This window comes from Dokdonella sp., from assembly GCF_041395345.1.
Classification (GTDB): Bacteria; Pseudomonadota; Gammaproteobacteria; order Xanthomonadales; family Rhodanobacteraceae; genus Dokdonella.
The window spans coordinates 59,905-79,537 of the sequence record NZ_JAWLAR010000010.1 but is presented as its reverse complement, the minus strand read 5'-3'; the positions used below and the strand labels follow the sequence as shown (position 1 = coordinate 79,537).

17 protein-coding genes and 1 pseudogene are annotated in these 19,633 nt (G+C 61.1%); 10 read left to right on the top strand and 8 right to left on the bottom strand.

From position 1 onward, the window contains the following. Nucleotides 1-202: 202 nt before the first annotated feature. Complete coding sequence (gene fabR, locus R3F00_RS10565) at nt 203-871, bottom strand: HTH-type transcriptional repressor FabR (protein ID WP_371281750.1); 669 nt, start codon at nt 869-871, stop codon at nt 203-205. Between the two features lie 133 nt (nt 872-1,004). Here fabR and R3F00_RS10560 point away from each other — a divergent pair, with 133 nt between their 5' ends. Beyond that, nucleotides 1,005-2,111: a ferredoxin reductase gene (locus tag R3F00_RS10560; RefSeq protein ID WP_371281749.1), complete on the top strand. Its 1,107-nt coding sequence runs from the start codon at nt 1,005-1,007 to the stop codon at nt 2,109-2,111. Between the two features lie 17 nt (nt 2,112-2,128). After that, nucleotides 2,129-3,290, top strand: a pseudogene (locus tag R3F00_RS10555) (fatty acid desaturase). Here R3F00_RS10555 and orn read toward each other — a convergent pair. Beyond that, nucleotides 3,239-3,838: an oligoribonuclease gene (orn, locus tag R3F00_RS10550; RefSeq protein WP_371281748.1), complete on the bottom strand. Its 600-nt coding sequence runs from the start codon at nt 3,836-3,838 to the stop codon at nt 3,239-3,241. The pseudogene R3F00_RS10555 and the gene orn sit on opposite strands and share 52 nt — an antisense overlap. Nucleotides 3,839-3,934: 96 nt before the next feature. On the opposite strand from orn, the gene sbcB reads away from it, so the two are divergent. The 3 genes from sbcB to R3F00_RS10535 all read left to right on the top strand — a co-directional run bounded on the left by sbcB (nt 3,935) and on the right by R3F00_RS10535 (nt 7,331). Next, entirely contained in the window at nt 3,935-5,374 is a 1,440-nt protein-coding gene (gene sbcB, locus R3F00_RS10545; RefSeq protein WP_371281747.1) for an exodeoxyribonuclease I, read from the top strand. Between the two features lie 82 nt (nt 5,375-5,456). Beyond that, nucleotides 5,457-6,143 carry a DUF2461 domain-containing protein gene (locus R3F00_RS10540; RefSeq protein WP_371281746.1) on the top strand — a complete coding sequence of 229 codons (687 nt, stop codon included), beginning with the start codon at nt 5,457-5,459 and terminating at the stop codon, nt 6,141-6,143. A 39-nt stretch (nt 6,144-6,182) separates the two neighbouring features. After that, nucleotides 6,183-7,331: an MFS transporter gene (locus tag R3F00_RS10535; protein ID WP_371281833.1), complete on the top strand. Its 1,149-nt coding sequence runs from the start codon at nt 6,183-6,185 to the stop codon at nt 7,329-7,331. A gap of 9 nt (nt 7,332-7,340) precedes the next feature. Here R3F00_RS10535 and epmA read toward each other — a convergent pair whose 3' ends face one another. Then, nucleotides 7,341-8,303, bottom strand: coding sequence for an EF-P lysine aminoacylase EpmA (gene epmA / locus R3F00_RS10530; RefSeq protein WP_371281745.1), 963 nt, complete (start codon nt 8,301-8,303; stop codon nt 7,341-7,343). Beyond that, nucleotides 8,300-10,648: an NAD-dependent DNA ligase LigA gene (gene ligA, locus R3F00_RS10525; protein WP_371281744.1), complete on the bottom strand. Its 2,349-nt coding sequence runs from the start codon at nt 10,646-10,648 to the stop codon at nt 8,300-8,302. The genes epmA and ligA overlap by 4 nt, the downstream gene beginning before the upstream one ends. A 158-nt stretch (nt 10,649-10,806) precedes the next feature. Here ligA and R3F00_RS10520 point away from each other — a divergent pair, with 158 nt between their 5' ends. From R3F00_RS10520 to R3F00_RS10500, 5 genes are all read left to right on the top strand, one after another. Then, entirely contained in the window at nt 10,807-11,649 is an 843-nt protein-coding gene (locus R3F00_RS10520; RefSeq protein WP_371281743.1) for a hypothetical protein, read from the top strand. 203 nt (nt 11,650-11,852) lie between these two features. Then, entirely contained in the window at nt 11,853-12,404 is a 552-nt protein-coding gene (locus tag R3F00_RS10515; RefSeq protein ID WP_371281832.1) for an RNA polymerase sigma factor, read from the top strand. Then, on the top strand, nt 12,401-13,357 hold the full coding sequence (locus R3F00_RS10510; protein WP_371281742.1) for a hypothetical protein: 957 nt from the start codon (nt 12,401-12,403) through the stop codon (nt 13,355-13,357). Before R3F00_RS10515 ends, R3F00_RS10510 begins: the two co-directional genes overlap by 4 nt. Further along, nucleotides 13,354-13,950 carry a YigZ family protein gene (locus R3F00_RS10505; RefSeq protein WP_371281741.1) on the top strand — a complete coding sequence of 199 codons (597 nt, stop codon included), beginning with the start codon at nt 13,354-13,356 and terminating at the stop codon, nt 13,948-13,950. Before R3F00_RS10510 ends, R3F00_RS10505 begins: the two co-directional genes overlap by 4 nt. 173 nt (nt 13,951-14,123) lie before the next feature. Continuing rightward, a complete protein-coding gene (locus R3F00_RS10500) occupies nt 14,124-15,887 on the top strand; it encodes an ABC transporter transmembrane domain-containing protein (RefSeq protein ID WP_371281740.1) in 1,764 nt (587 codons plus the stop codon). Nucleotides 15,888-15,893: 6 nt separating this feature from the next. Here the strand turns inward: R3F00_RS10500 and R3F00_RS10495 are convergent, their stop codons facing one another. From R3F00_RS10495 to rlmD, 4 genes are all read right to left on the bottom strand, one after another. Next, on the bottom strand, nt 15,894-16,637 hold the full coding sequence (locus tag R3F00_RS10495; RefSeq protein WP_371281831.1) for an S-methyl-5'-thioinosine phosphorylase: 744 nt from the start codon (nt 16,635-16,637) through the stop codon (nt 15,894-15,896). Between the two features lie 8 nt (nt 16,638-16,645). Then, nucleotides 16,646-17,185 (bottom strand): hypoxanthine-guanine phosphoribosyltransferase, encoded by a 540-nt coding sequence (locus R3F00_RS10490; protein WP_371281739.1) that lies wholly within the window; start codon nt 17,183-17,185, stop codon nt 16,646-16,648. Then, a complete protein-coding gene (gene nagZ / locus R3F00_RS10485; protein ID WP_371281738.1) occupies nt 17,182-18,201 on the bottom strand; it encodes a beta-N-acetylhexosaminidase in 1,020 nt (339 codons plus the stop codon). The genes R3F00_RS10490 and nagZ overlap by 4 nt, the downstream gene beginning before the upstream one ends. Nucleotides 18,202-18,302: 101 nt before the next feature. After that, the gene (rlmD, locus tag R3F00_RS10480) at nt 18,303-19,598 is read right to left on the bottom strand and encodes a 23S rRNA (uracil(1939)-C(5))-methyltransferase RlmD (protein WP_371281737.1); all 1,296 of its coding nucleotides are present in this window, start codon (nt 19,596-19,598) and stop codon (nt 18,303-18,305) included. Nucleotides 19,599-19,633 lie beyond the last annotated feature (35 nt).

The following is a 19,633-nucleotide window of genomic DNA, read 5'->3' as shown; positions in this document are numbered from 1 at the left end:
CATCACGGGTCACGGGGTTTGGTCGCTGGCGGTGGACTGCGCATGATCGCATGCGAGGCGATCATGCGTCGTCCCTGCAGACAGGGAAGCCGGTCCTACCGGGTCAGGGACAGCGGGCTGGATGACCGGAATCCATCTGCCCCGACAAACTCACCGCCGGTGATCTGCAGAACCGGCGATCTCACGCGAGGCCCGGACCCGGCTATACCTCTTCGCGCCATCGCGCCGCACCAAGGAAAATCACGCGCAACTGCCGCACGAAGTTCTCGATGAGTTCCTGCTCACGCCTCGGTTGATCCGGCGCAAGGTCGAGGATATCCGAGGCCGCGTTCAGCATGGTGGTCACGACCAGACCGCAGATCATCTGCAGTGTGCTGCTCGAAAGTTCCGGCAAGGTGCCGATGGCGCGCAGGTCCTGCGCCATTTCCGAGGCAAAATGGCTTTCTTCGGTGCGTATGGCGTCCCGGATGCTGCGTGATCCACCGCCGCGTTCGCCGGCAATGAAACGGAACACCAGGCTGCGTTCCTCGACAAAACGCTTGTAGATCAGTACCGAGCCACGAAGCATGTCGGTCGGCGGAATGCCATCGCGTCGTGCTTCGCGCAGCAGGCGTCTCAGAGTCACTCCACCCATCTCGACCAGGGCCAGGCCCAACTCGTCGAGATCGCGAAAATGCCGATAAAAGGCGGCCGGCACGACACCCGCTTCGCGAGCCACTTCGCGCAGGCTCAGCGCGGAGAAACTACGGCCCTTCCCGATCAATGCCAGTGCCGCCTCGATCAGACGCTGGCGCGTGCGTTGCTTGCGTTCGATGCGGGTGACTGGGGCTTCCGCGTCGCTGCGCGTGGAAGCTGGCTTGGTCGGGGACAAGGCGCTCTCCGGGCGAAATCGATGTCATTGGCAGGCTCCGGAGTATAGGCCGTTGGCCGGCCGCCTCTGAATTGGAGTGGAAACTCCAGAGGATTTCGGTAAACATATGTGCACTGGATTTAATGGTTTCCGAATGAACGCGTTCCCGGCCACGCTTGAAAACACGCTTTCCACGATGGCGCGATGGCTCCGGCATCCCTTGCTGGCCCCTTTCAATGCCGTCGAGGACTGGGATCGCCTGGTATCGGCACTGAATCCGCTCTGGTCCCTGGTCGGGCCGCGTGCACGCGTCGTACGCGTTGTCGACGAAGCGCCGGACGTGAAGAGCCTCTGGCTGAAGCCGAATCGCCATTTCAGAGGCTTTCAGCCCGGCCAGCACGTGTTGCTGGAACTCGATGTAGACGGCGCGAGTCATGCCCGCTGCTTCAGCGTGTCATCCGCGCCGCGCCGAGACGGGTTGCTGCGGCTGACCATCAAGCGCAAGGACGACGGGCCCGTTTCGACGGCTGCGCATGCACTTCAGCCCGGACAGGTGGTGAGACTGGGTCAGGCCTGCGGGCAATTTGCTGCCAGGGGTGACCATTCAAGCCTGCTTCTGGTCGCCGCCGGCAGCGGCATCACGCCAATGATGTCCCTGCTGCATGCCTGGGCCGATCAGGGCGAGTCACGCGACATTGCCCTGCTCTACTGCAGCCGATCGCCGGTCGAAGCGATATTCGAGACCGAACTGCGGTCGCTGGCCGGGCGCATCCCCGGATTGCGAGTGCATCTGCATCACACTCAGGAGTCGGGCAGACTGGATGCAGACGCTGTCAGCAGCCTGGTCCCTGATTGGGACGAGCGCGAAACCCTGGTCTGCGGTCCGGACGGCTTCATGCAGGTAGTCGAGTCGATGCATGCGGACTCAGGCCTCAGCGACAGATTGCAGAGCGAGAGCTTCGGCCGTCGTGCGGCCGTCGTCGATGCACAGGCCACCGAGCACGCCATCCGTATCGACAACCCTGAACAAGCGTTTACTGTACTTGCGGGACAAAGCCTGCTTGAAGGCGCCGAGGCGGCTGGCTTGCGGCCGCGCTTCGGATGCCGGCGCGGCATCTGCCGGACCTGCCAGTGCCGCAAGCGCAGCGGAACCGTACTCAACCTGCTAACGGGCCAGGTTTCTGGCCCCGGCGAAGAACTGATCCAGTTGTGCATATCGACTCCGTTGGGCGGGGTCGAACTCGCACGGCAACCCACATGACCCGAAGGACAGCCACGATGACCGGCAAGACCCGCCTTGATTCAGATGCACTGGCCCGATTCGAAGCGGAGCTCGATGCGCTTCGGGTAGAGGTGCTTGATGACCTTGGCGAACGGGATGCCCGGCATATCCATCGAGTGCGCGGCATCGTCCAGGGCTCGGCGATTGTCGGTCGCGGTCTGCTGATGTTCGGTGTCGGGCCGTTCAGCTGGGTCGCTGGCGTGATCGGGCTTGCGCTGGCCAAGATCCTCGAGAACATGGAGGTTGGCCACAATGTCATGCACGGCCAGTACGACTGGATGAACGACGCCAGGTTGAATTCCCTGACCTATGAGTGGGATATCGTCTGCGATGGCGATCACTGGCGGCATTCGCACAACGTCGAGCATCACGACTTCACCAACATCATCGGCAAGGACCACGATTTCGGCTATGGCATGCTGCGCCTTAGCGAGCAGCAGCGCTGGTCAAGGTCTTGCCTGCTGCAGCCGTTCTGGTACCTGATGCTTGCGCTGAACTTCCAGTGGGGTGTGGCGGTTCACGATATCAAGATCGGTCGCTTCCTGAAGGGCCGGATGAAGCTGGACGAATTTCGCAGTCGCATGCGTCCATTCCTGCGCAAGGCAGGTCTGCAATTGTTCAAGGATTACGTCATGTTTCCTGCATTGGCGTTCTGGCAGTGGCCGCGGGTCCTGCTGGGCAATCTGGTTGCGAACGGCATCCGCAATGTCTGGACCAACGCGATCATCTTCTGCGGACACTTCACCGGCGAAGTGCAAACCTACTCGGTGCGCGAAGTTGCCGATGAAACGCGCGGGCAGTGGTACCTGCGCCAGATCCAGGGATCGAGCAATCTTGAAGGCGGTCGACTGTTTCATCTGCTCACGGGACACTTGAGTCACCAGATCGAGCATCACCTGTTTCCGGACATGCCGGCGCCGCGCTATGCCGAAATCGCCCCTCGCGTTCGCGAGATCTGCATGCGCTACGGCATCCACTACAACACCGGTGGCTTCTGGCGCCAGTACGGCAGCGTCATTGCCCGCATCTTCCGGCATGCCTTGCCCACTCGCCCCGCCCTGTCGGCCACCTGAAACCGCCTTGCAGTCCTGCGGCAGCCCCAAGGGTCACCGATTTTCGGCTGGCCCCTGCGCGAACCTGCCCAGGAAAGGCCGGTAGTAGGCCAGTTCGGCGATCGAATCCCTGACGTCACTCAGTGCGGTATGCGCGGATTCCTTGCTGAACCCCTTGCTGACCTCGGGCGCCCAGCGCCGCGCCAGTTCCTTGATTGTCGACACGTCCAGGTTGCGGTAGTGAAAGAAGCGTTCCAGACGCGGCATCAGGCGATGCATGAAGCGTCGATCCTGGCAGATCGAATTGCCGCACATCGGCGATTTTCCTGCCGGGACCCATTGAGCGAGGAATTCAACGGTACGAACCTCGGCCAGGGCCATGTCCGTTTCGGATTCGAGCACCCTCTTCCAGAGCCCTGATTTGCCATGCTGGTTGCGATTCCAGTCGTCCATGGCATTGAGGCGCGCTTCGTCATGTCGAATGGCCAGCTCGGGACCCTCGGCAAGAATATTCAGGTCGCGGTCCGTCACGATGGTGGCAATTTCGAGAATGGAATCGTTATCGGTGTCGAGTCCGGTCATTTCCAGATCGATCCAGATCAGATTGTCCTCGTGCGCTTTTGACACGTTTGCCAGCGGCATCGCGATCTCCATGAATGAGCAGGCTCCGATTATTGCCGCGAACCCTGCGCGGGCCAAGCGCCCGCCGGAATGCAGTGATCAGGCGAGCTCCGGGTTAGCATGTGCACAATGGCCTCGACAACCTTTTTCTGGCACGACTATGAAACCTCGGGTATCGACCCGAGGCGGGACCGGCCGGTCCAGTTTGCGGGAATGCGGACGAGTGTCGATCTTGAAATTGTCGGCGAGCCGGTCATGCTCTACTGCAAGCCGGCGCGTGATCTTCTGCCCCACCCCGAAGCCTGTCTGGTTACAGGCATCGTGCCTCAACAGGCCGAGCGCGAGGGTCTGATCGAGGCCGAATTTGCCGCTATCGTGCATGAGGAGCTTGCTGCGCCTGGCACCTGCGGTGTCGGCTACAACTCGCTGCGATTCGACGACGAGTTCACGCGAAACCTGCTCTATCGAAATTTCCATGATCCGTATGAACGGGAATGGCGGGCCGGGAATTCGCGTTGGGATCTGATTGATCTGGTCCGCATGTGCTACGCCCTGCGTCCGCACGGCATCGAGTGGCCGCTGCATGAGGAGGGTTCACCCAGCTTCAGGCTGGAAGATCTTGCCTCGGCGAATCAACTGAAGCAGAACCGTGCCCACGACGCCTTGTCCGATGTCGAGGCGACCATCGATCTCGCTCGACTGATTCGCAGGCAGCAACCCCGCTTGTTCGACTTTCATTTCGACATGCGTCGCAAGCAGCGCGCTTTCCAGCTTCTCGATTTCGCCCATCGAACGCCAATCGTGCACGTTTCTTCACGGTATCCGGCGACACGGGGTTGTCTGGCGATTGTTGCCCCGCTGGCGGCGCACCCGCAGCAGTCAAATGCCGTCATCGTCTACGACCTCGATATCGACCCGCGACCGATGCTCGAGCTTGAGCCGGAGGAAATCGCGGACCGGGTGTTCGTCTCCAATGCCGATCTTCCCGAGGATGTCGAGCGCATTCCTCTCAAGCTCGTGCACGCCAATCGCTCGCCGGCCCTGGCTCCGATGAGCGTGCTCAAGGGTATCGACAGCAAACGGATCGGCCTGGATAGCGAACGTGCCTTGCGCAACCTCGGGTACCTCAACGCTGCAGAGGGCCTGGCTGCGAGGGTGCAGGCGGTATTCGAGGCACAGGCACCCTTTGATCCGGCTGCCGATCCCGAGCTTGCCCTCTATTCGGGATTCCTTCCGGATGCCGACAAGCCACTGCTGCGCAAGGTTCGCCAGACGCCCGGCGAGCTTCTGGGCGATTCGGGCATCCGGTTTCGGGATCCGCGCTATGCCGAGTTGCTGTTTCGCTATCGTGCGCGCAACTGGCCACAATCGCTGAGCGACGAGGAGTCGGCGAAATGGCTGCAATTCCGCTGTCGTCGCCTGAATACCGAGTCGGCACTGACCGGGTTGACCCTGGAGCAGTTTTTCCAGGTCATTGGCGAAAAGCGCAACGACGTCTCGGCGGACAAACTTCCCTTGCTTGACGCACTGGAGGATTGGGGCCGCGAATTGCAGCGGGAGATTCAATAGAGGCCAGCGTCACTCTCAATCTTGCCGGATTCCTCCGGAACCGGCGAACATGGCATGGGCACACGCAAGACACGAGACCTTTATGGCAACCCCCTATTTCTCCAAAGCCACCTTCCGCTTCCTGCGCGACCTCAAGGCCAACAACAACCGGGTCTGGTTCAACGACAACAAGGCGCGCTACGAGGCGGACTTGCGCCAACCGTTCCTGCAACTGATCGCCGACCTGCAGGCGCCGCTTGCGAAGATTTCTCCCCACTTTGTGGCGGATCCGCGCAGTCAGGGCGGGTCGATGTTTCGCATCTACCGAGACACGCGTTTCGCCAATGACAAGACGCCGTACAAGACCTGGTCTGGCGCGCGCCTTTTCCACGAGCGCGCTCGGGAAGTCGATGCGCCATCGTTCTACATGCACTTCCAGCAGGGTAACTGTTTTGTCGGTGGCGGCAAGTGGCATCCGCAGTCGCAGTCCATCAAGCGCATTCGCGAATTCATCGTCAACAATCCCGCGGCATGGAAAAAGGCCACACGATCGAAAGGATTCTCCTCGCACTTCACCCTGGGCGGCGACACGCTGATTCGTCCGCCACGCGGATTCGATCCCCAACATGAGCTGATCGCCGACATCAAGCGCAAGGACTTTGTTGCCTCCGAGCGCTTCGCCGACAGTATCGCCATATCGACCGAGCTCAAACCCTTCCTTGTGGATCGATTCAAGCGGATCGCACCGATGGTCGACTATCTCTGCGCGAGTCTCGATCTGGAATTCTGATTGAACTCAACCGATGCCAGCACGAGCCAGCGTGTACCGATGCTGCGCCTGTCGAGCTTCTATTTCGCTTACTACGCGGCGCTTGGAGCGTTTACGCCGTACTGGAGTCTCTACCTCAAGGGCACAGGGCAGGATGTGGCGGCAATCAGCGTACTGATGAGTCTCTGGTATGCGACTCGCGTCGTTGCCCCGAGCACCTGGAGCACCCTCGCGGCGCGATCGGCCAATCCCGTGCACTGGCTGCGCATCGGATGCGTGCTCACCTTGCTGAGTTTTTCCGCTTTCACGCTCGAGCTCGACTTCGCATGGCTGTTTGTCGTGATGTGCGTGTTCTGCTTCATGTACAACGCCGTGATGCCGCAGTTCGAATCGATCACGCTTTCGCACCTGGTAGGCAGAGCCGAACGCTACGGGCGTATCCGCGTCTGGGGCTCGATCGGGTTTGTTGCGGTTGTTGCGTTGTTTGGAGTGTCCCTCGATCATTTGCCTGTCACCGCTCTACCGTGGCTGATGCTTCCGCTGTTCGCCGGCATGCTGGCTTCTGCAATGATGAATGATTACGGGAGGACGCCAGCTGCACAGGCCGAAGCCGATACCGTCAACTTCCTGAGTCGGCTTCGTCGGCCCGAGGTCATTGCGTTCTTCATTGTCGCCCTGCTCATGCAGCTTTCTTTCGGGCCCTACTACACCTTTTACTCGATCTATCTGGACGAGCATGGCTATAGCAGTTCGGCACTCGGCATGTTCTGGTCGATCGGCGTCATCGTCGAGATCGCCGTATTCACCTTCTCCACGTGGATATTCCGACGCTGGAGTGCTTCGACCGTCTTGCTGATATCTCTTGTTGCTGCAAGCCTGCGTTGGGCGGTCATTGCGCTGTGGCCGGACAGCGTTGCATTGATGACCATTGCACAGACCCTTCACGCACTGAGCTTCGCGGGTTTTTTCGCGGCCAGCATGCAGTTTCTCGTGAAATTCTTTCCTGGCAGGCAGAACGGTCACGCGCAAGGCATTTTCTACGGCTTCTCTTCCGGTATCGGCGGTGTGCTGGGTGCGCTGTTGTCGGGGCTTGTATGGAAGGTCAGCGGCGGAGACACCGCCTTCCTTCTCGCCTCGGCAACCTCAGCCGTGGCCGCTGTCGTGGCCTGGGTCTGGATCCGGCCCCGGAGACAGGAAGCGCCCGCCTGACTGCATTGCTCAGGATCTGGCGAACTCGAATGCAAGAACGTCGCCGATGGAAGCACTCCCGCTGAGGCACATCAGCAAGCGTTCGATACCGAGGGCCACCCCGGCGCAGCGCGGCATTCCGCCCTCCAGAGCCATCAACAGGTTCTCGTCGATGGGCAGTTCGCGCTGGCCACGCAGCTGACGGCGGCGGTTGTCGTTCTCGAAGCGGCCGCGCTGTTCGGCGGGGTCCGTCAGTTCGTGGTAACCGTTGGCGAGTTCTTGGGTGCCAAGATACAGTTCGAAACGTTCGGCAACAGGGGGTTCCCCATCGCGGATTCTTGCGAGCGCGCACTGGCTGGATGGCCAGTCCCGTATCACGGTGATCCGGTCATCGGGAAAATCGGGTTGAATTCGATGTGTGATCAGCAGATCCAGCCAGTCGTCGCGCTGAAGGCCTTGCCCGTCGAGATCAATGCCATGCAGTGGCTCGCGCAGGGTGTCGATCGACGCAGTGAACGGATCGAGATCGAGGACCTCGAGAAATAGTTCGCGATAGGTCAGCGATGCGAGACCGGCTTCGCGATCGACCATGCGCAGGCATTGGCGAACGAGTTCGACGGTCTCGTCGATCAGGCGCCGATGGTCCCATCCGATGCGATACCATTCGAGCATCGTGAACTCGGGATTGTGCCGCCTGCCCGCCTCGCCATTTCGAAACACGCGGCCGAGCTCGTAGCAATCGCCGACTCCCGCGGCGAGCAGGCGCTTGAGGGAGAATTCCGCCGACGTGCGCAGCCAGCGCTCTGGCGAACCCGCATCGACGTGGCCCGAGAACTGCGTGCTGAAACTCTCGATATTCGGTTCGGTGTTCGCCGCCACCGACAATACGGGCGTTTCGACTTCGAGCACGTCACGCTCGGCAAAGAAGTTGCGGATCAGCGCGTTGACTCGAGCGCGCAAGACCAGCGCCTGGTGGCGATCCCGGTTGTTCAAGCCGGATTCCCGGCAAGGAATTCGAGCAGGCGTGCCTCATCCCAGATTTCGATGCCGAGCGACTGAGCCTTGTCGAGCTTGGAGCCGGCCGATTCGCCGGCCACGACAATGGCCGTTTTCTTCGACACGCTGCCGGCCACCCTGGCGCCGAGCGCTTCAAGTTTCGCGCCGGCCTCATCGCGGGTCATGCTCGAGAGCGATCCGGTCAGGACGACGGTCATCCCGTCCAGTGGCAATGACGCTTCGCTTGCGCTGGTGGAGCCCGCCAGTTCGCGGAGTTGATTCCAGCTCTTCACGCTTCGCTGGAGCAGTGTCGAATGGGCGGCGACTTCTCGCCAGCGTAGGAATGCGGCGGCCGTCTCAGCCGGCAAGCCTGCCGCGACGAGCGGGTGTTCCGGTGCAGACACGAGGTCGGACAGATCGTCGAAGGCGGCAGCCAGCTGTGCAGATCGCTTCTCGGTCAGTTTCGGGATTTCGAGGCTGGTCAGCAGCAAGGCCGGGGACAGCGATTGACGCAGTTTTGGCGAAACATCATGTTCGTCCTTGAAACTCACGCCACGCATCAGCAGCTCATCGATGGCCGACTGGTTGCCCTCCTGGGCAAAGAAGCCATCAATGGATCGTGCGACCTCACCACCGATATCCGGCACCAGCTTCAGCAATGGCCATGGCAGATGGCGGATGAGTTCGAGGCGACCGAACCAGGCTGACAGGGCCTTTGCCGTGCTTTCGCCGACATGCTCGATACCGAGGGCAAACAGGAAGCGCTCCAGTGTGGTTTGCTTGCTGTCTTCGATGGCTTCGACCAGGTTTTCGGCCCATCTGGTGGCAACCTTGCCCGCCTTGACGGTTTCCGGCGTGGTGCCATCGCGTTCGTCCGCGCGTCGCTTCATTTCGATGAAGTCATCGAGGCGAAGCTTGTACAGATCGGCAATCGAGACGACAAAGCCCAGATCGCAAAGATCCTCGATCAGACGCGCACCCAGCCCGTCGATATCCATTGCGCGACGCGACGCGAAATGAATGATGGCCTCCTTGCGCTGAGCCGGGCAGATCAACTCTCCCGAGCAGCGCCAGACCACCTGGCCCTCCTCGCGAATCAGTTCGGACTGGCAGATCGGGCAGTGCGTCGGCATCTTCCAGGGCGAGGTGTCGACTGGCCGCTGATCCTCGATTACACGCACGACTTCGGGAATCACGTCGCCGGCACGTCGCACGATGACCGTGTCGCCGACACGCACGTCGAGCCGCTCGATCTGGTCTGCGTTGTGCAAGGTGGCGTTGGTGACCACGACGCCGGCTACCTGCACGGGATCGAGTCGCGCTATCGGCGTGGCTGCTCCGGTGCGACCTATGTTGATATCGATTGCAAGCAGGCGCGTGCTCTGCTCCTGTGCGGGGAACTTGTGCGCGATAGCCCAGCGTGGCGTGCGGCCGACAAAGCCGAGTTCCTGCTGTGCCTCAAGATCGTCGACCTTGTATACGACTCCGTCGATATCGAACGGCAACGCATCGCGCTGTTCACCGATACGACGGTAGTAGTCGAGGCAGCCACGGGCACCGCGGGCCGTCTCGACCAGGTGGCTGACAGGGAAGCCCCATTCGCGGAATTTCTGCATCAGCGCCGAATGGGTATCCGGCAGCGATCCTTCTTCGACTGCGCCCGGAGCATAGGCATAGAAAGCCAGTGGTCTCGACGCCGTAATCGATGAGTCGAGCTGTCTGAGCGAGCCTGCTGCACCGTTGCGCGGATTGGCCAGCACCTTGCCGCCGTGCGCGCGGGCGTGCGCGTTGTAGCGCTCGAAGTCGGCGCGTGGCATGTAGACCTCGCCACGCACCTCCAGCACCGCCGGCCAGTCATTGCCGCGCAGTCGCAGCGGTATCGCCTTGATCGTGCGCAGATTGACCGTCACGTCCTCGCCCGTTTCACCATCGCCGCGAGTTGCGCCCTGAACAAAGACCCCGTCCTCATAGCGCAGGCTGATCGCCAGGCCGTCGAACTTTGGCTCAACGGAAAAAAGCGGATTCGCGACGTCGAGACGCTGTTCGACGCGACGAACAAAGTCCTCGATCTCCTCATCATTGAAGGCATTGGCCAGGGACAGCATGCGCAGTTCGTGGCGGACTTCGGCGAACTCGCGTGACGGGCTTGCACCGACCCGGCGCGTGGGTGAGTCCGCGCCAGCCAGTTCGGGATGCGCGGCTTCCAGGCTCTCGAGTTCGCGCATCAGGCTGTCGTAGTCCGCATCCGGAATCCGGGCATCATCCAGAACGTGATAGCGGTAATTGGCCTCTTCGATCTGTTTTCGAAGTTCGGCAGCGCGGAGGGCAGGTTCGGTGGCCATGTTCGGGACGTTCTTCAAAACGGGGAAGTCGCAGGTCGAGAGTCTGGGGACGGAAGTGGTCCGGCTGGACTGACTTCACGGCCCTGCTGAAGTTTAGCGGCTTGCCGCCGGATGCGGTGCAGGTGCAGGATGCAGCCTGGCGATTCGAGGATTGCATGATGGCAAAGAAGAACTGGGCCGCGTTTCCGCACAAGGACAAGTCCTATGACTACCCGGGGGACAAGCTGGCCAAGGCCTGGCCCAGGTTGCACGCGGGAGATCTGGAGCCCTATCCGGATGAAAAATACGTGGCCAGCCTGCTCAAGGCCAATCCGAAGCTGGGCAAGGACAGTGCATCCATCGCCAATCAGCTGCAGGATGCCTGGCGTGATTTTCATCGCGGTGAATTCCAGCAAGCCTACGAGGCCGGCGTTGCACTCAAGGCGATCGGCGCTTCGGTGGCGATCAAGGCGGCCGGTATTCACGCGGCCTATCTGGTTGACGACGAAGATGCGCGTACGAAGCGCTACGAGGACCTCGTACGCCTTTCCGACGAAGCATTGATTGCCCTGCCCTCCCTGGCCAACAGCCACTACAGAAGGGCCTATGCCATGGGCCGGCTGAGCCAGTCGATCTCGATTGCCAAGGCGCTGGCGCAGGGACTGGCCGGCAAGGTGCGCGAATCACTGGATGCCACGCTCAAATTGGCGCCGAAACACGCTGAAGCCATGACAGCTCTTGGCCTCTACCATGCCGAAATCGTCGACAAGGTGGGCGGCATGCTGGCGAAACTGACCTATGGCGCCAACGCGTCCGATGCCGAAAAGCACCTCAAGGGGTCGCTCAAGCTGACGCCGGCATCGCCCATTGCCTGGATCGAATACGGCAACGGACTGCTGCTCCTGTACGGAGAGAAACGAGAGGATGAGGTCGCCGAAGCCTACGACAAGGCCGCCAGACTGAAGCCCCAGGATGCCATGGAAGCGCTGGATGCCAATTGGGCGCGAGAGCAGATTGAATGACGGATCGGGGCAGAGCAGTCTTTCCGATGGGGGAAAGCGGGATTGAGGGTTGTGGATTGGGGATTCGATAGCGGGTCAACCCCTGACTTGATGGGTGGCGACGCCGGCTGGCCTGGTAGTTAAACCCCGCATCCCACCTTGATGCGTTGAACAACGCGACCATGCTGATGACGACTCCCATGGATTGCCTTAACCTCGCAGCCATGGGGACGGAAAGAACGGATGAGGAATTGATGCTCGCGTACGCCGGGGGTGACCTGCTTGCCTTCGAGCAGCTCTACCAGAGGCATCGCGGCACCCTGTATCGGTTTCTGCTCAGATCCTTGCGCCAGCGCGCCGACGCAGACGAGCTGTTTCAGGAAACCTGGAGCCGGGCGGTGGCGGCGCGCGAACGCTATCGAGTCGAAGCGAAATTCACGACCTGGTTGCTGCAGATCGCGCACAACCTGCTGATCGATCGCTATCGGCGTGCTCGCCCACAGGCATCGGCTGAAGAGAGCGAGGCCGTGTTCAACCGGCTGGATGCGCCCGACGAGGAGCAGCCGGATCGGATGTTGAGTGAGTTCGAGCAGCGTCGGCGCTTGCAGATCGCACTTGAGGAATTACCTGAAGAACAGCGCGTAACCTTCTTGTTACGTATGGAAAACGGGCTTGGACTTGAGGAGATATCAGAAGTGACTGGCGTAGGCCGCGAGACGGTGAAATCACGCCTGCGCTATGCCCTGGCACGCATCCGTGCGAGGTTTGAATCGTGAAAAAGCGACTGACATCGGAACAGGAGCTGCAGCGCCTGCTCGACGAGGACCGAGGCGAGTTCGGTGCAATCTACGGCCGCCTGTCCCGTCCGGAGCCACCTCGGCGACTGGACCGGATCATTCTGGCCGACGCAGCTCGGGCGGTGCATGGCCGGCGTACCCCACGGGCGCATCGCTGGACCCTGGCCCTGGGCTCGGCTGCCGGAGTCGTGCTGGCCGCTGGCATCGCCTGGCAGGTCGGCCGGCAGATGCAGTCCCACGAAAGCATGCCGGAAGGCTCGCGGGCGATCCAGGATGCCCGGGTGGTCCCGGTCGAGGCAATCACCGAACCGCGGTCGCGAAAGAAGACGCGATCCGACCTGATCATGCGCGACGGAGAAATACCGCTTGATGCCAGCGGGGTGGCTCCAGAAGCGATGTCCCGCGTGAGCAAGGAAGACAAGACGTCAGCAGCGAGTCCTGCCGAACTCCCGGTTCCCCAGGCACCCGCGGCGCGACCACTGCCTCAAGCCACGAAAACTGCGCAAGAAAACCCTGGAGCCTCGCTGTCTTCCGAAAAATCGGCCCCGGCGCAAGCCCGTTCTGCCGCTCCTGACAAGGCGGAGGCAGAGGCGTTTGCACCGGATCGGGAGGCTGTTCAGGAAGAATCCCTTTCAAGCGTCAGGCAGGCGCGGCCAGAAGTGAAAAGCTCCGCTGCGGGAGCGGCAGGAAATGGCGAATCGATGGAATCGCGCGGCGGCGCCGTTGCACCGCAATCGAGTGCCGCAGCGGCCATATCTGCAGATCAGGCATCGGTTGCGCAGGAGCAACTGTCTGCCGAAGCCTGGCTCGAGGAAATCGAACGCCTTGCCAGTACCGGTCAACGACGCAAGGCCATTGAAAGTCTTCGCCTGTTCCGCATGCAATATCCGGATTGGCCGTTACCTGACGCGTTGCGCCAGCTAGAGCAGTGACGGTCCTGCATACCCTTGCAGCTCGAGCCAGTCTGCTGCAGGAAATCAGGAAAAGCCGATTTCTTGCTCAAGCCGCGCGGGTTGATGATCCGGATGCGGCCATGGCGATCATTTCCGAAATCAGCGATCCGCTCGCAACCCACAACTGCTGGGCCTATCGCATTGGCACAGCCTATCGGTTTTCAGACGATGGTGAACCGGGTGGCACGGCCGGTCGGCCTATCCTCCAGGCCATCGAAGGACAGGGCTTTGATCAGACGGCTGTCGTGGTTACGCGATGGTATGGAGGCACGAAGCTCGGTGCGGGCGGTCTTGCCAGGGCGTACGGCGGCTGTGCTGCGGAATGCCTGCGCCTCGCCCAGCGGGTCGAGATCGTCGACACCATACGCGTATTCGTGCGCATCGAATTCGCCCTGCTACCGATACTCAGCGCGCGATTGACGGAGTTTTCTGCGCTGTCAGTCAACGAGTCGTTCGACGCCGAAGGCGTTCGTCTGACGCTGTGCATGCCGAAGGCAAGCACCGGGGCATTCGCCGGCTTTCTGCGGAACCTGAGCAGGGGCAAAGCCGAACTGGAGCTTGAGACAAGCTGAGATCGCTGCTCTGGCTCATGGCATGGGCCTTGAAAGTGGGTTTGTGCAGTCCCACTCAGGTAGCAACCCGCACCTCCGAGCGTGTCTCGGGCAATCGTCAGCCACCCGCCTGCGGCGCGAGCGTCCGCGTCGTCACATCCGTTGTGCGGACCAACCCCGGCGAACAACATCCAATGCCAGAAACCGAATTGTCCGCACCGAAGAAACTGGGTGCCTATCGTCGACTGATTCCGTACATCCGTGAACAGCGGCTGTTGATCTCGGGCTGGTTGTTCTTCCTAGCCATCTCCTCGGCGGCCACCCTAACCCTGCCGGCCGCGGCACGATTCATGATTGATCGCGGGTTCGGGCAGACCGACCCTGGCTTGCTCAACGCGGGCTTCATCGGCTTGTTCGGTGTCGCCGTGATCATGGCCATCGCCGGCGCCTCGCGATATTTTTTCGTGACCCTGCTGGGGGAGCGTGTCGCAGCCAGTTTGCGTACGCGCCTGTATGCGCACCTGCTGACGCTGGACCAGGCCTTTTTCGAGCGCACGCGCTCCGGCGAGCTGGTATCGCGACTGGCAGCGGATACCGAACTGGTCCAGACCGTGGTCGGATCCACCCTGTCACTGTCGTTGCGCAGCGTGGTCATGCTGATCGGTTCCACGACGATGCTGGTCGTCACCAGTCCACGACTGGCCGGTCTCACCGCACTGGTCATTCCCGCAGTGATTCTTCCGATCGTGTTTCTTGGTCGCAGGGTCGAGAAACTCTCACGCGAAAGCCAGGATCGGATGGCCGACTCGTCCGCCATCGCCTCCGAGTCACTGAACGCCATTCACACGGTCCAGGCCTATGCGCGCGAGTCACGCGAGCGCGAACGCTATACGACGGCAGTCCTCAATGCCCTTGCTACCGCACGCAAGCGAATCGGCACCACGGCAGTACTGACGGCCCTGGTGATACTACTGAGTTTCGGTGCCATCACCCTCGTGCTGTGGGCGGGCGCGCACCAGGTCATCGCCGGCGACATGGACGCCGGCGTTCTGGCCCAGTTCGTCCTGTATGCCGTCGTGGCGGCGGGATCGGTCGGCGGGTTGACCGAAGTCTGGGGCGAATTGCTCCGCTGCGCCGGTGCATTGGGCCGAATAAGCGAGTTGCTCGATACCGAAGCGGGCATCCGTTCGCCTGAACGCTTCGAGTCGCTGTCCCGGCCTGTCCGCGGCGAGCTGCGATTCGAGCATGTCGGTTTCCACTACCCATCGCGTCCGGACAAGCCTGCCCTACTGGACCTGTCACTGAGCATCGAACCGGGCCAGACCGTGGCCCTGGTCGGTCCGTCCGGTGCCGGAAAGACGACCCTGTTCCAGCTGTTGCAGCGTTTTCACGATCCGCAAGCCGGACGCATCACGATCGACGGCAAGGACCTGAAAACCCTGGATCTTGCCGACTTGCGCCGATGCTTTGCCCTGGTGCCTCAGGATCCTGTGCTGTTCGGAGCCAGTGCAGCCGACAATATCCGCTTCGGGCGAGCCGATGCCGATGATGCAGCGGTCGAGGCGGCGGCGCGGGCAGCCGAATCGCATGAGTTCATTGATGCGTTGCCCGAGCGCTATCAGACCTATCTGGGAGAGCGCGGCGTGCGGCTGTCAGGAGGCCAGCAGCAGCGGGTGGCAATAGCGCGCGCCCTGCTCCTGGATGCGCCCATCCTGCTGCTGGATGAAGCGACCTCCAGCCTGGACGCGCAGTCGGAGCGCCTCGTCCAGCATGCGCTGGAGCGGCTCATGAACAAGCGAACCACGCTGGTCATTGCGCACCGGCTTGCGACGGTTCAAAAAGCGGATCGCATTATCGTGCTGGACGGAGGTCGCGTCGTGGCCCAGGGCACGCATGCGGAGCTTCTGCGCGAGGGTGGCCTGTATGCCGAATTGGCCCGATTGCAATTTGCAGCGTGAATCAGTTCAGGCTGCGAGCATGGCCTGAAGGATCATTGGGATCCGCGACGTAGCCTGTTCAAGATTGGCGAAGATCTCGTCGAGACTGATCTCGGCTTCATCGCCGCACCCGGCCGCCCAGTTGGCGACCAGGGCCAGGCAGGCATAGTCGAGATCCAGTTCTCGAGCCAGCGCTGCCTCGGGCATGCCAGTCATGCCGACCAGGTCGCAGCCATCACGCTTCATGCGCGCGATTTCGGCCCTGGTTTCAAGTCGCGGGCCCTGAGTGGCCCCGTAGCAGCCACCGTCGACAATGGCGACTTCGGCGCGACGACAGGCCTCGATCAAGCCATTCCGCATCGATGCCGAATAGGGTTCGCTGAAATCGATGTGCCGAACAGCGACATCGCTTCCGTCGCAAAAGCTCGTGATGCGTCCATGCGTGTAGTCGATGATCTGATCGGGCACCGCAAGCACACGCGGGCCCATGTCTTCGCGGATTCCGCCTACCGCATTGATGCCGATGACGCGTTTCGCACCCAGCTGCTTGAGCGCATCGAGGTTTGCGCGATAGTTTATCTGGTGCGGTGCAATCGAGTGATTGCTGCCGTGGCGAGCAAGAAAGGCGAGTCGTCGGCCATGCAGATTGCCTGTGACGACTGCATCGGATGGCCTCCCCCAGGGCGTATCGACGCGGTGCTCTGCAACGTCTTCAAGTCCGGCCAGCCGGTACAAGCCGGTGCCGCCGATCAGGGCAAGGTCGGGTGCAATGGAAGCATTCAAAGTGCGTAGATCCCGGGCAGGTTGCGTCCCTGTTCGTGATAGTCCATGCCGTAGCCGAACACATACCGATCAGGTACCTGGACGCCGACAAAATCACCGGCCAGACCGGGAACGGTTCTCCCATGGCGCTTTTCGCAGAGCACAGCCAGCAAGACGTTGGCTGCTCCCTCTTCATAGCACCACTCGCGAATCGCATTGAGCGTGTGGCCTTCATCGAGGATGTCATCGACGAGCAGGACGGTTCGCTCCTTGAGCGAAGTGTCCGGCCGGCGCTTCCACTTCAGCTCGCCGCCTGTCGTGGTGCCGCGAAACCGTGTCGCATGCACATAATCAAACTCGAGCAGCGCGTCGATTTCGGTCGCGAGTTGACCGGCGAACACCAGTCCACCTTGCATGATGCTGAGGAAGACGGCCGAATTTCCCGCAAGAAACTGGCCTATTTCGATACCCATCCTGGAAATCGCCGCCTGCAGGGCAGCATGATCGTGAACAAGCTCGGCCCTGCTCAGGGCATCGGCGAGTTGCGGGCGGCTCATTTCTTCACCGGTTCGGGCATGAACTCGGTGAGTCGCTTAATGATCTGATCGCGCTTGGGATTCTCTTCGAGCGCCTCCCAGGTCGGCGCCACCGCGCCGCGAAGGCTTTCGACACGTGCTGCAGGACACGCCGGAAGATGTGTGCTCGATGTCACGGCCTCGTCTACGATGGACGGGCTGCATGCAAGCACAAGATCGCATCCGGCCGCCAGGTGCGCCTCTATGCGGGCGGGAATGCCGCCGATCGATTCGGCTGCTGCCATGCCTATGTCATCGCCGATGACGATGCCTCCGAACTTGATTTCATCGCGAAGGATGTCGCCGATCCAGGTCTTCGAGTAACCCGCAGCGAAGACATCGATTTCCGGATAGGTCACGTGGGCAAGCATGACTGCTTCTGCGCCAGCAGCGATTCCGTCGACGAATGGAACCAGATCGCAGGCACGCAGGTCTTCCAGAGTTCGCGAATCGGCCGCGACATCAAAATGGGTGTCTGCAATGACAGTGCCGTGCCCGGGGAAGTGCTTCAGGGTAACGGCCATGCCGGCAAGATGCATGCCGCGCGCATAGGCCTGGACCAGGTCCGAGGTAATGGCCGGATCGGCGTGGAACGCACGTTCTCCAATCGCGATATTGCCGCAGGCCAGGTCTGCTACAGGGGCAAAACTGAGGTCGACATCAATGGCACGCATTTCGCTGGCCATCAACCAGGCATGTTCTTCGGCCAGTGCAAGTGCCCGTTTCGAGTCGCGAGTGTAGAGTTCTCCAAGCCTGGCCAACGCAGGCAACCGGGTGAATCCCTCACGGAATCGCTGGACGGGCCCGCCTTCCTGGTCCACGCAAATCAGAAAGGGATCGTCTGGCCGCTCCATCCGGATATCGTCGATCAGGGACGTAATCTGATCCCGGTTCAAGAAATTCCTGCTGAACAGAATGACACCACTGACCTGCTTCGCTGAAAGCCAGACTCGATCGTCGTCGCTCAGGGTCTTGCCGGGAATGCCGATGATCAACATCTGTCACCTGCCTCGCGTCTGATAGTCAACATGAATTGAATTGGATCCTGATTGTGTCGGTGTCGAGTGACGGCCTTCTGGCGTCACATCCTACCGTCCGATCAGCGCTCGAACAATGCGATTGATTCGACATGTGCGGTGTGCGGAAACATGTCCATGACACCGGCTCGAACCAGCCGGAACCCGTGCCTGTTGACCAGGGTACCTGCATCGCGTGCCAGCGAGCCCGGGTGGCATGAAACATACACGATCCGGTCGGTCCCCTTGCGTGGCAGATATTCAAGGACTTCCGCAGCACCCGAGCGGGGCGGATCAAGTAGCAACTTGTCATACGGTTCCCTGGCCCAGGGTACGCTGGCCTGGTTCCGTGAGAGATCGGCAGCGTGAAAGACCGCGTTCTCGATGCCATTGCGAGTGGCGTTTTCCGCGGCCCGCGCAACCAGTCCATGATCACCCTCCACACCGGTCACGCGGGCGACGCGACGGGCAACAGGCAGGGTGAAATTTCCAAGCCCGCAATACAGATCCAGTACGTTGTCGGTCGATTGCACATCCAGCAATTCGATGGCGCGCGCCACCATGCGCTGGTTCATGCCGGCATTTACCTGGATGAAGTCGAGCGGCTTGAAAGACAACTCCACGCCAGATTCGTGAATGCCGAATTTCAGATCGATCTGTTCTGGCCAGAGTGGATGGACGCTGTCCGGGCCCTTGGGCTGCAACAGAATTGCGAGGTCATGTTCCTTGCCGAAGGCAATCAGCTTTTCGAGATCGTCCTGCTCAAGCGCAATCAGGTTCCGGAACACCAATGCCACCGCATCGTCACCGGCCGAGATCTCGATTTGCGCAATCTGCCGACGCGCATGCATCGAGCCAATCAATTCGGATAGCGCGGCAATGCGCAGCCCTACCTCGGGCAGAAGCGTATGGCAGATCGAGAGATCCGCCACAAATCGTGGATTGTCTTCCCTGAATCCAACCAGGGCCTTGCCCTTTTTTTCCACCCACTTCACCGACAGCCTGCCCTTGCGCCGATATCCCCAGGCCTGATCGGTCAAGGCGGTCAGCCAGTGATCCGGCCGGACCTTTCCGATACGTTCGAAATTTTGCGCCAGGATCTTTTCCTTGGCTTCAATCTGCCTTGCCGCAGGCAGGTGCTGCATTGCGCATCCGCCGCAACCTCCAAAGTGGGGGCAGCGGGCTTCGATTCGGTCACCGGATCTTGTCAGTAGCTCCTCGACTTTGGCCTCGTCGTAGCTCCGATGGCGCGCGGTAATCCGCACAATGGCGCGTTCGCCCGGCAATCCGCCGGCGACAAAGACCGCCTTTCCATCGACCCGTGCCACACCGCGGCCATCATGATTCAGGCTGTCTACTTCCACTTCTGTGAATTGCATGCTGGATCGGGCTTCCCTTCAGGCTGGCAGGATTT

What these genes read in the sequence shown, in the direction of transcription:
- R3F00_RS10560 (WP_371281749.1), top strand. Translation starts at nt 1,005, where the DNA reads ATGAACGCGTTCCCGGCCACGCTTGAAAACACGCTTTCCACGATGGCG.
- orn (WP_371281748.1), bottom strand. Translation starts at nt 3,838, where the DNA reads ATGGAGATCGCGATGCCGCTGGCAAACGTGTCAAAAGCGCACGAGGAC.
- sbcB (WP_371281747.1), top strand. Translation starts at nt 3,935, where the DNA reads ATGGCCTCGACAACCTTTTTCTGGCACGACTATGAAACCTCGGGTATC.
- R3F00_RS10540 (WP_371281746.1), top strand. Translation starts at nt 5,457, where the DNA reads ATGGCAACCCCCTATTTCTCCAAAGCCACCTTCCGCTTCCTGCGCGAC.
- R3F00_RS10535 (WP_371281833.1), top strand. Translation starts at nt 6,183, where the DNA reads ATGCTGCGCCTGTCGAGCTTCTATTTCGCTTACTACGCGGCGCTTGGA.
- ligA (WP_371281744.1), bottom strand. Translation starts at nt 10,648, where the DNA reads ATGGCCACCGAACCTGCCCTCCGCGCTGCCGAACTTCGAAAACAGATC.
- R3F00_RS10520 (WP_371281743.1), top strand. Translation starts at nt 10,807, where the DNA reads ATGGCAAAGAAGAACTGGGCCGCGTTTCCGCACAAGGACAAGTCCTAT.
- R3F00_RS10515 (WP_371281832.1), top strand. Translation starts at nt 11,853, where the DNA reads ATGGGGACGGAAAGAACGGATGAGGAATTGATGCTCGCGTACGCCGGG.
- R3F00_RS10500 (WP_371281740.1), top strand. Translation starts at nt 14,124, where the DNA reads ATGCCAGAAACCGAATTGTCCGCACCGAAGAAACTGGGTGCCTATCGT.
- R3F00_RS10490 (WP_371281739.1), bottom strand. Translation starts at nt 17,185, where the DNA reads ATGAGCCGCCCGCAACTCGCCGATGCCCTGAGCAGGGCCGAGCTTGTT.
- nagZ (WP_371281738.1), bottom strand. Translation starts at nt 18,201, where the DNA reads ATGTTGATCATCGGCATTCCCGGCAAGACCCTGAGCGACGACGATCGA.
- rlmD (WP_371281737.1), bottom strand. Translation starts at nt 19,598, where the DNA reads ATGCAATTCACAGAAGTGGAAGTAGACAGCCTGAATCATGATGGCCGC.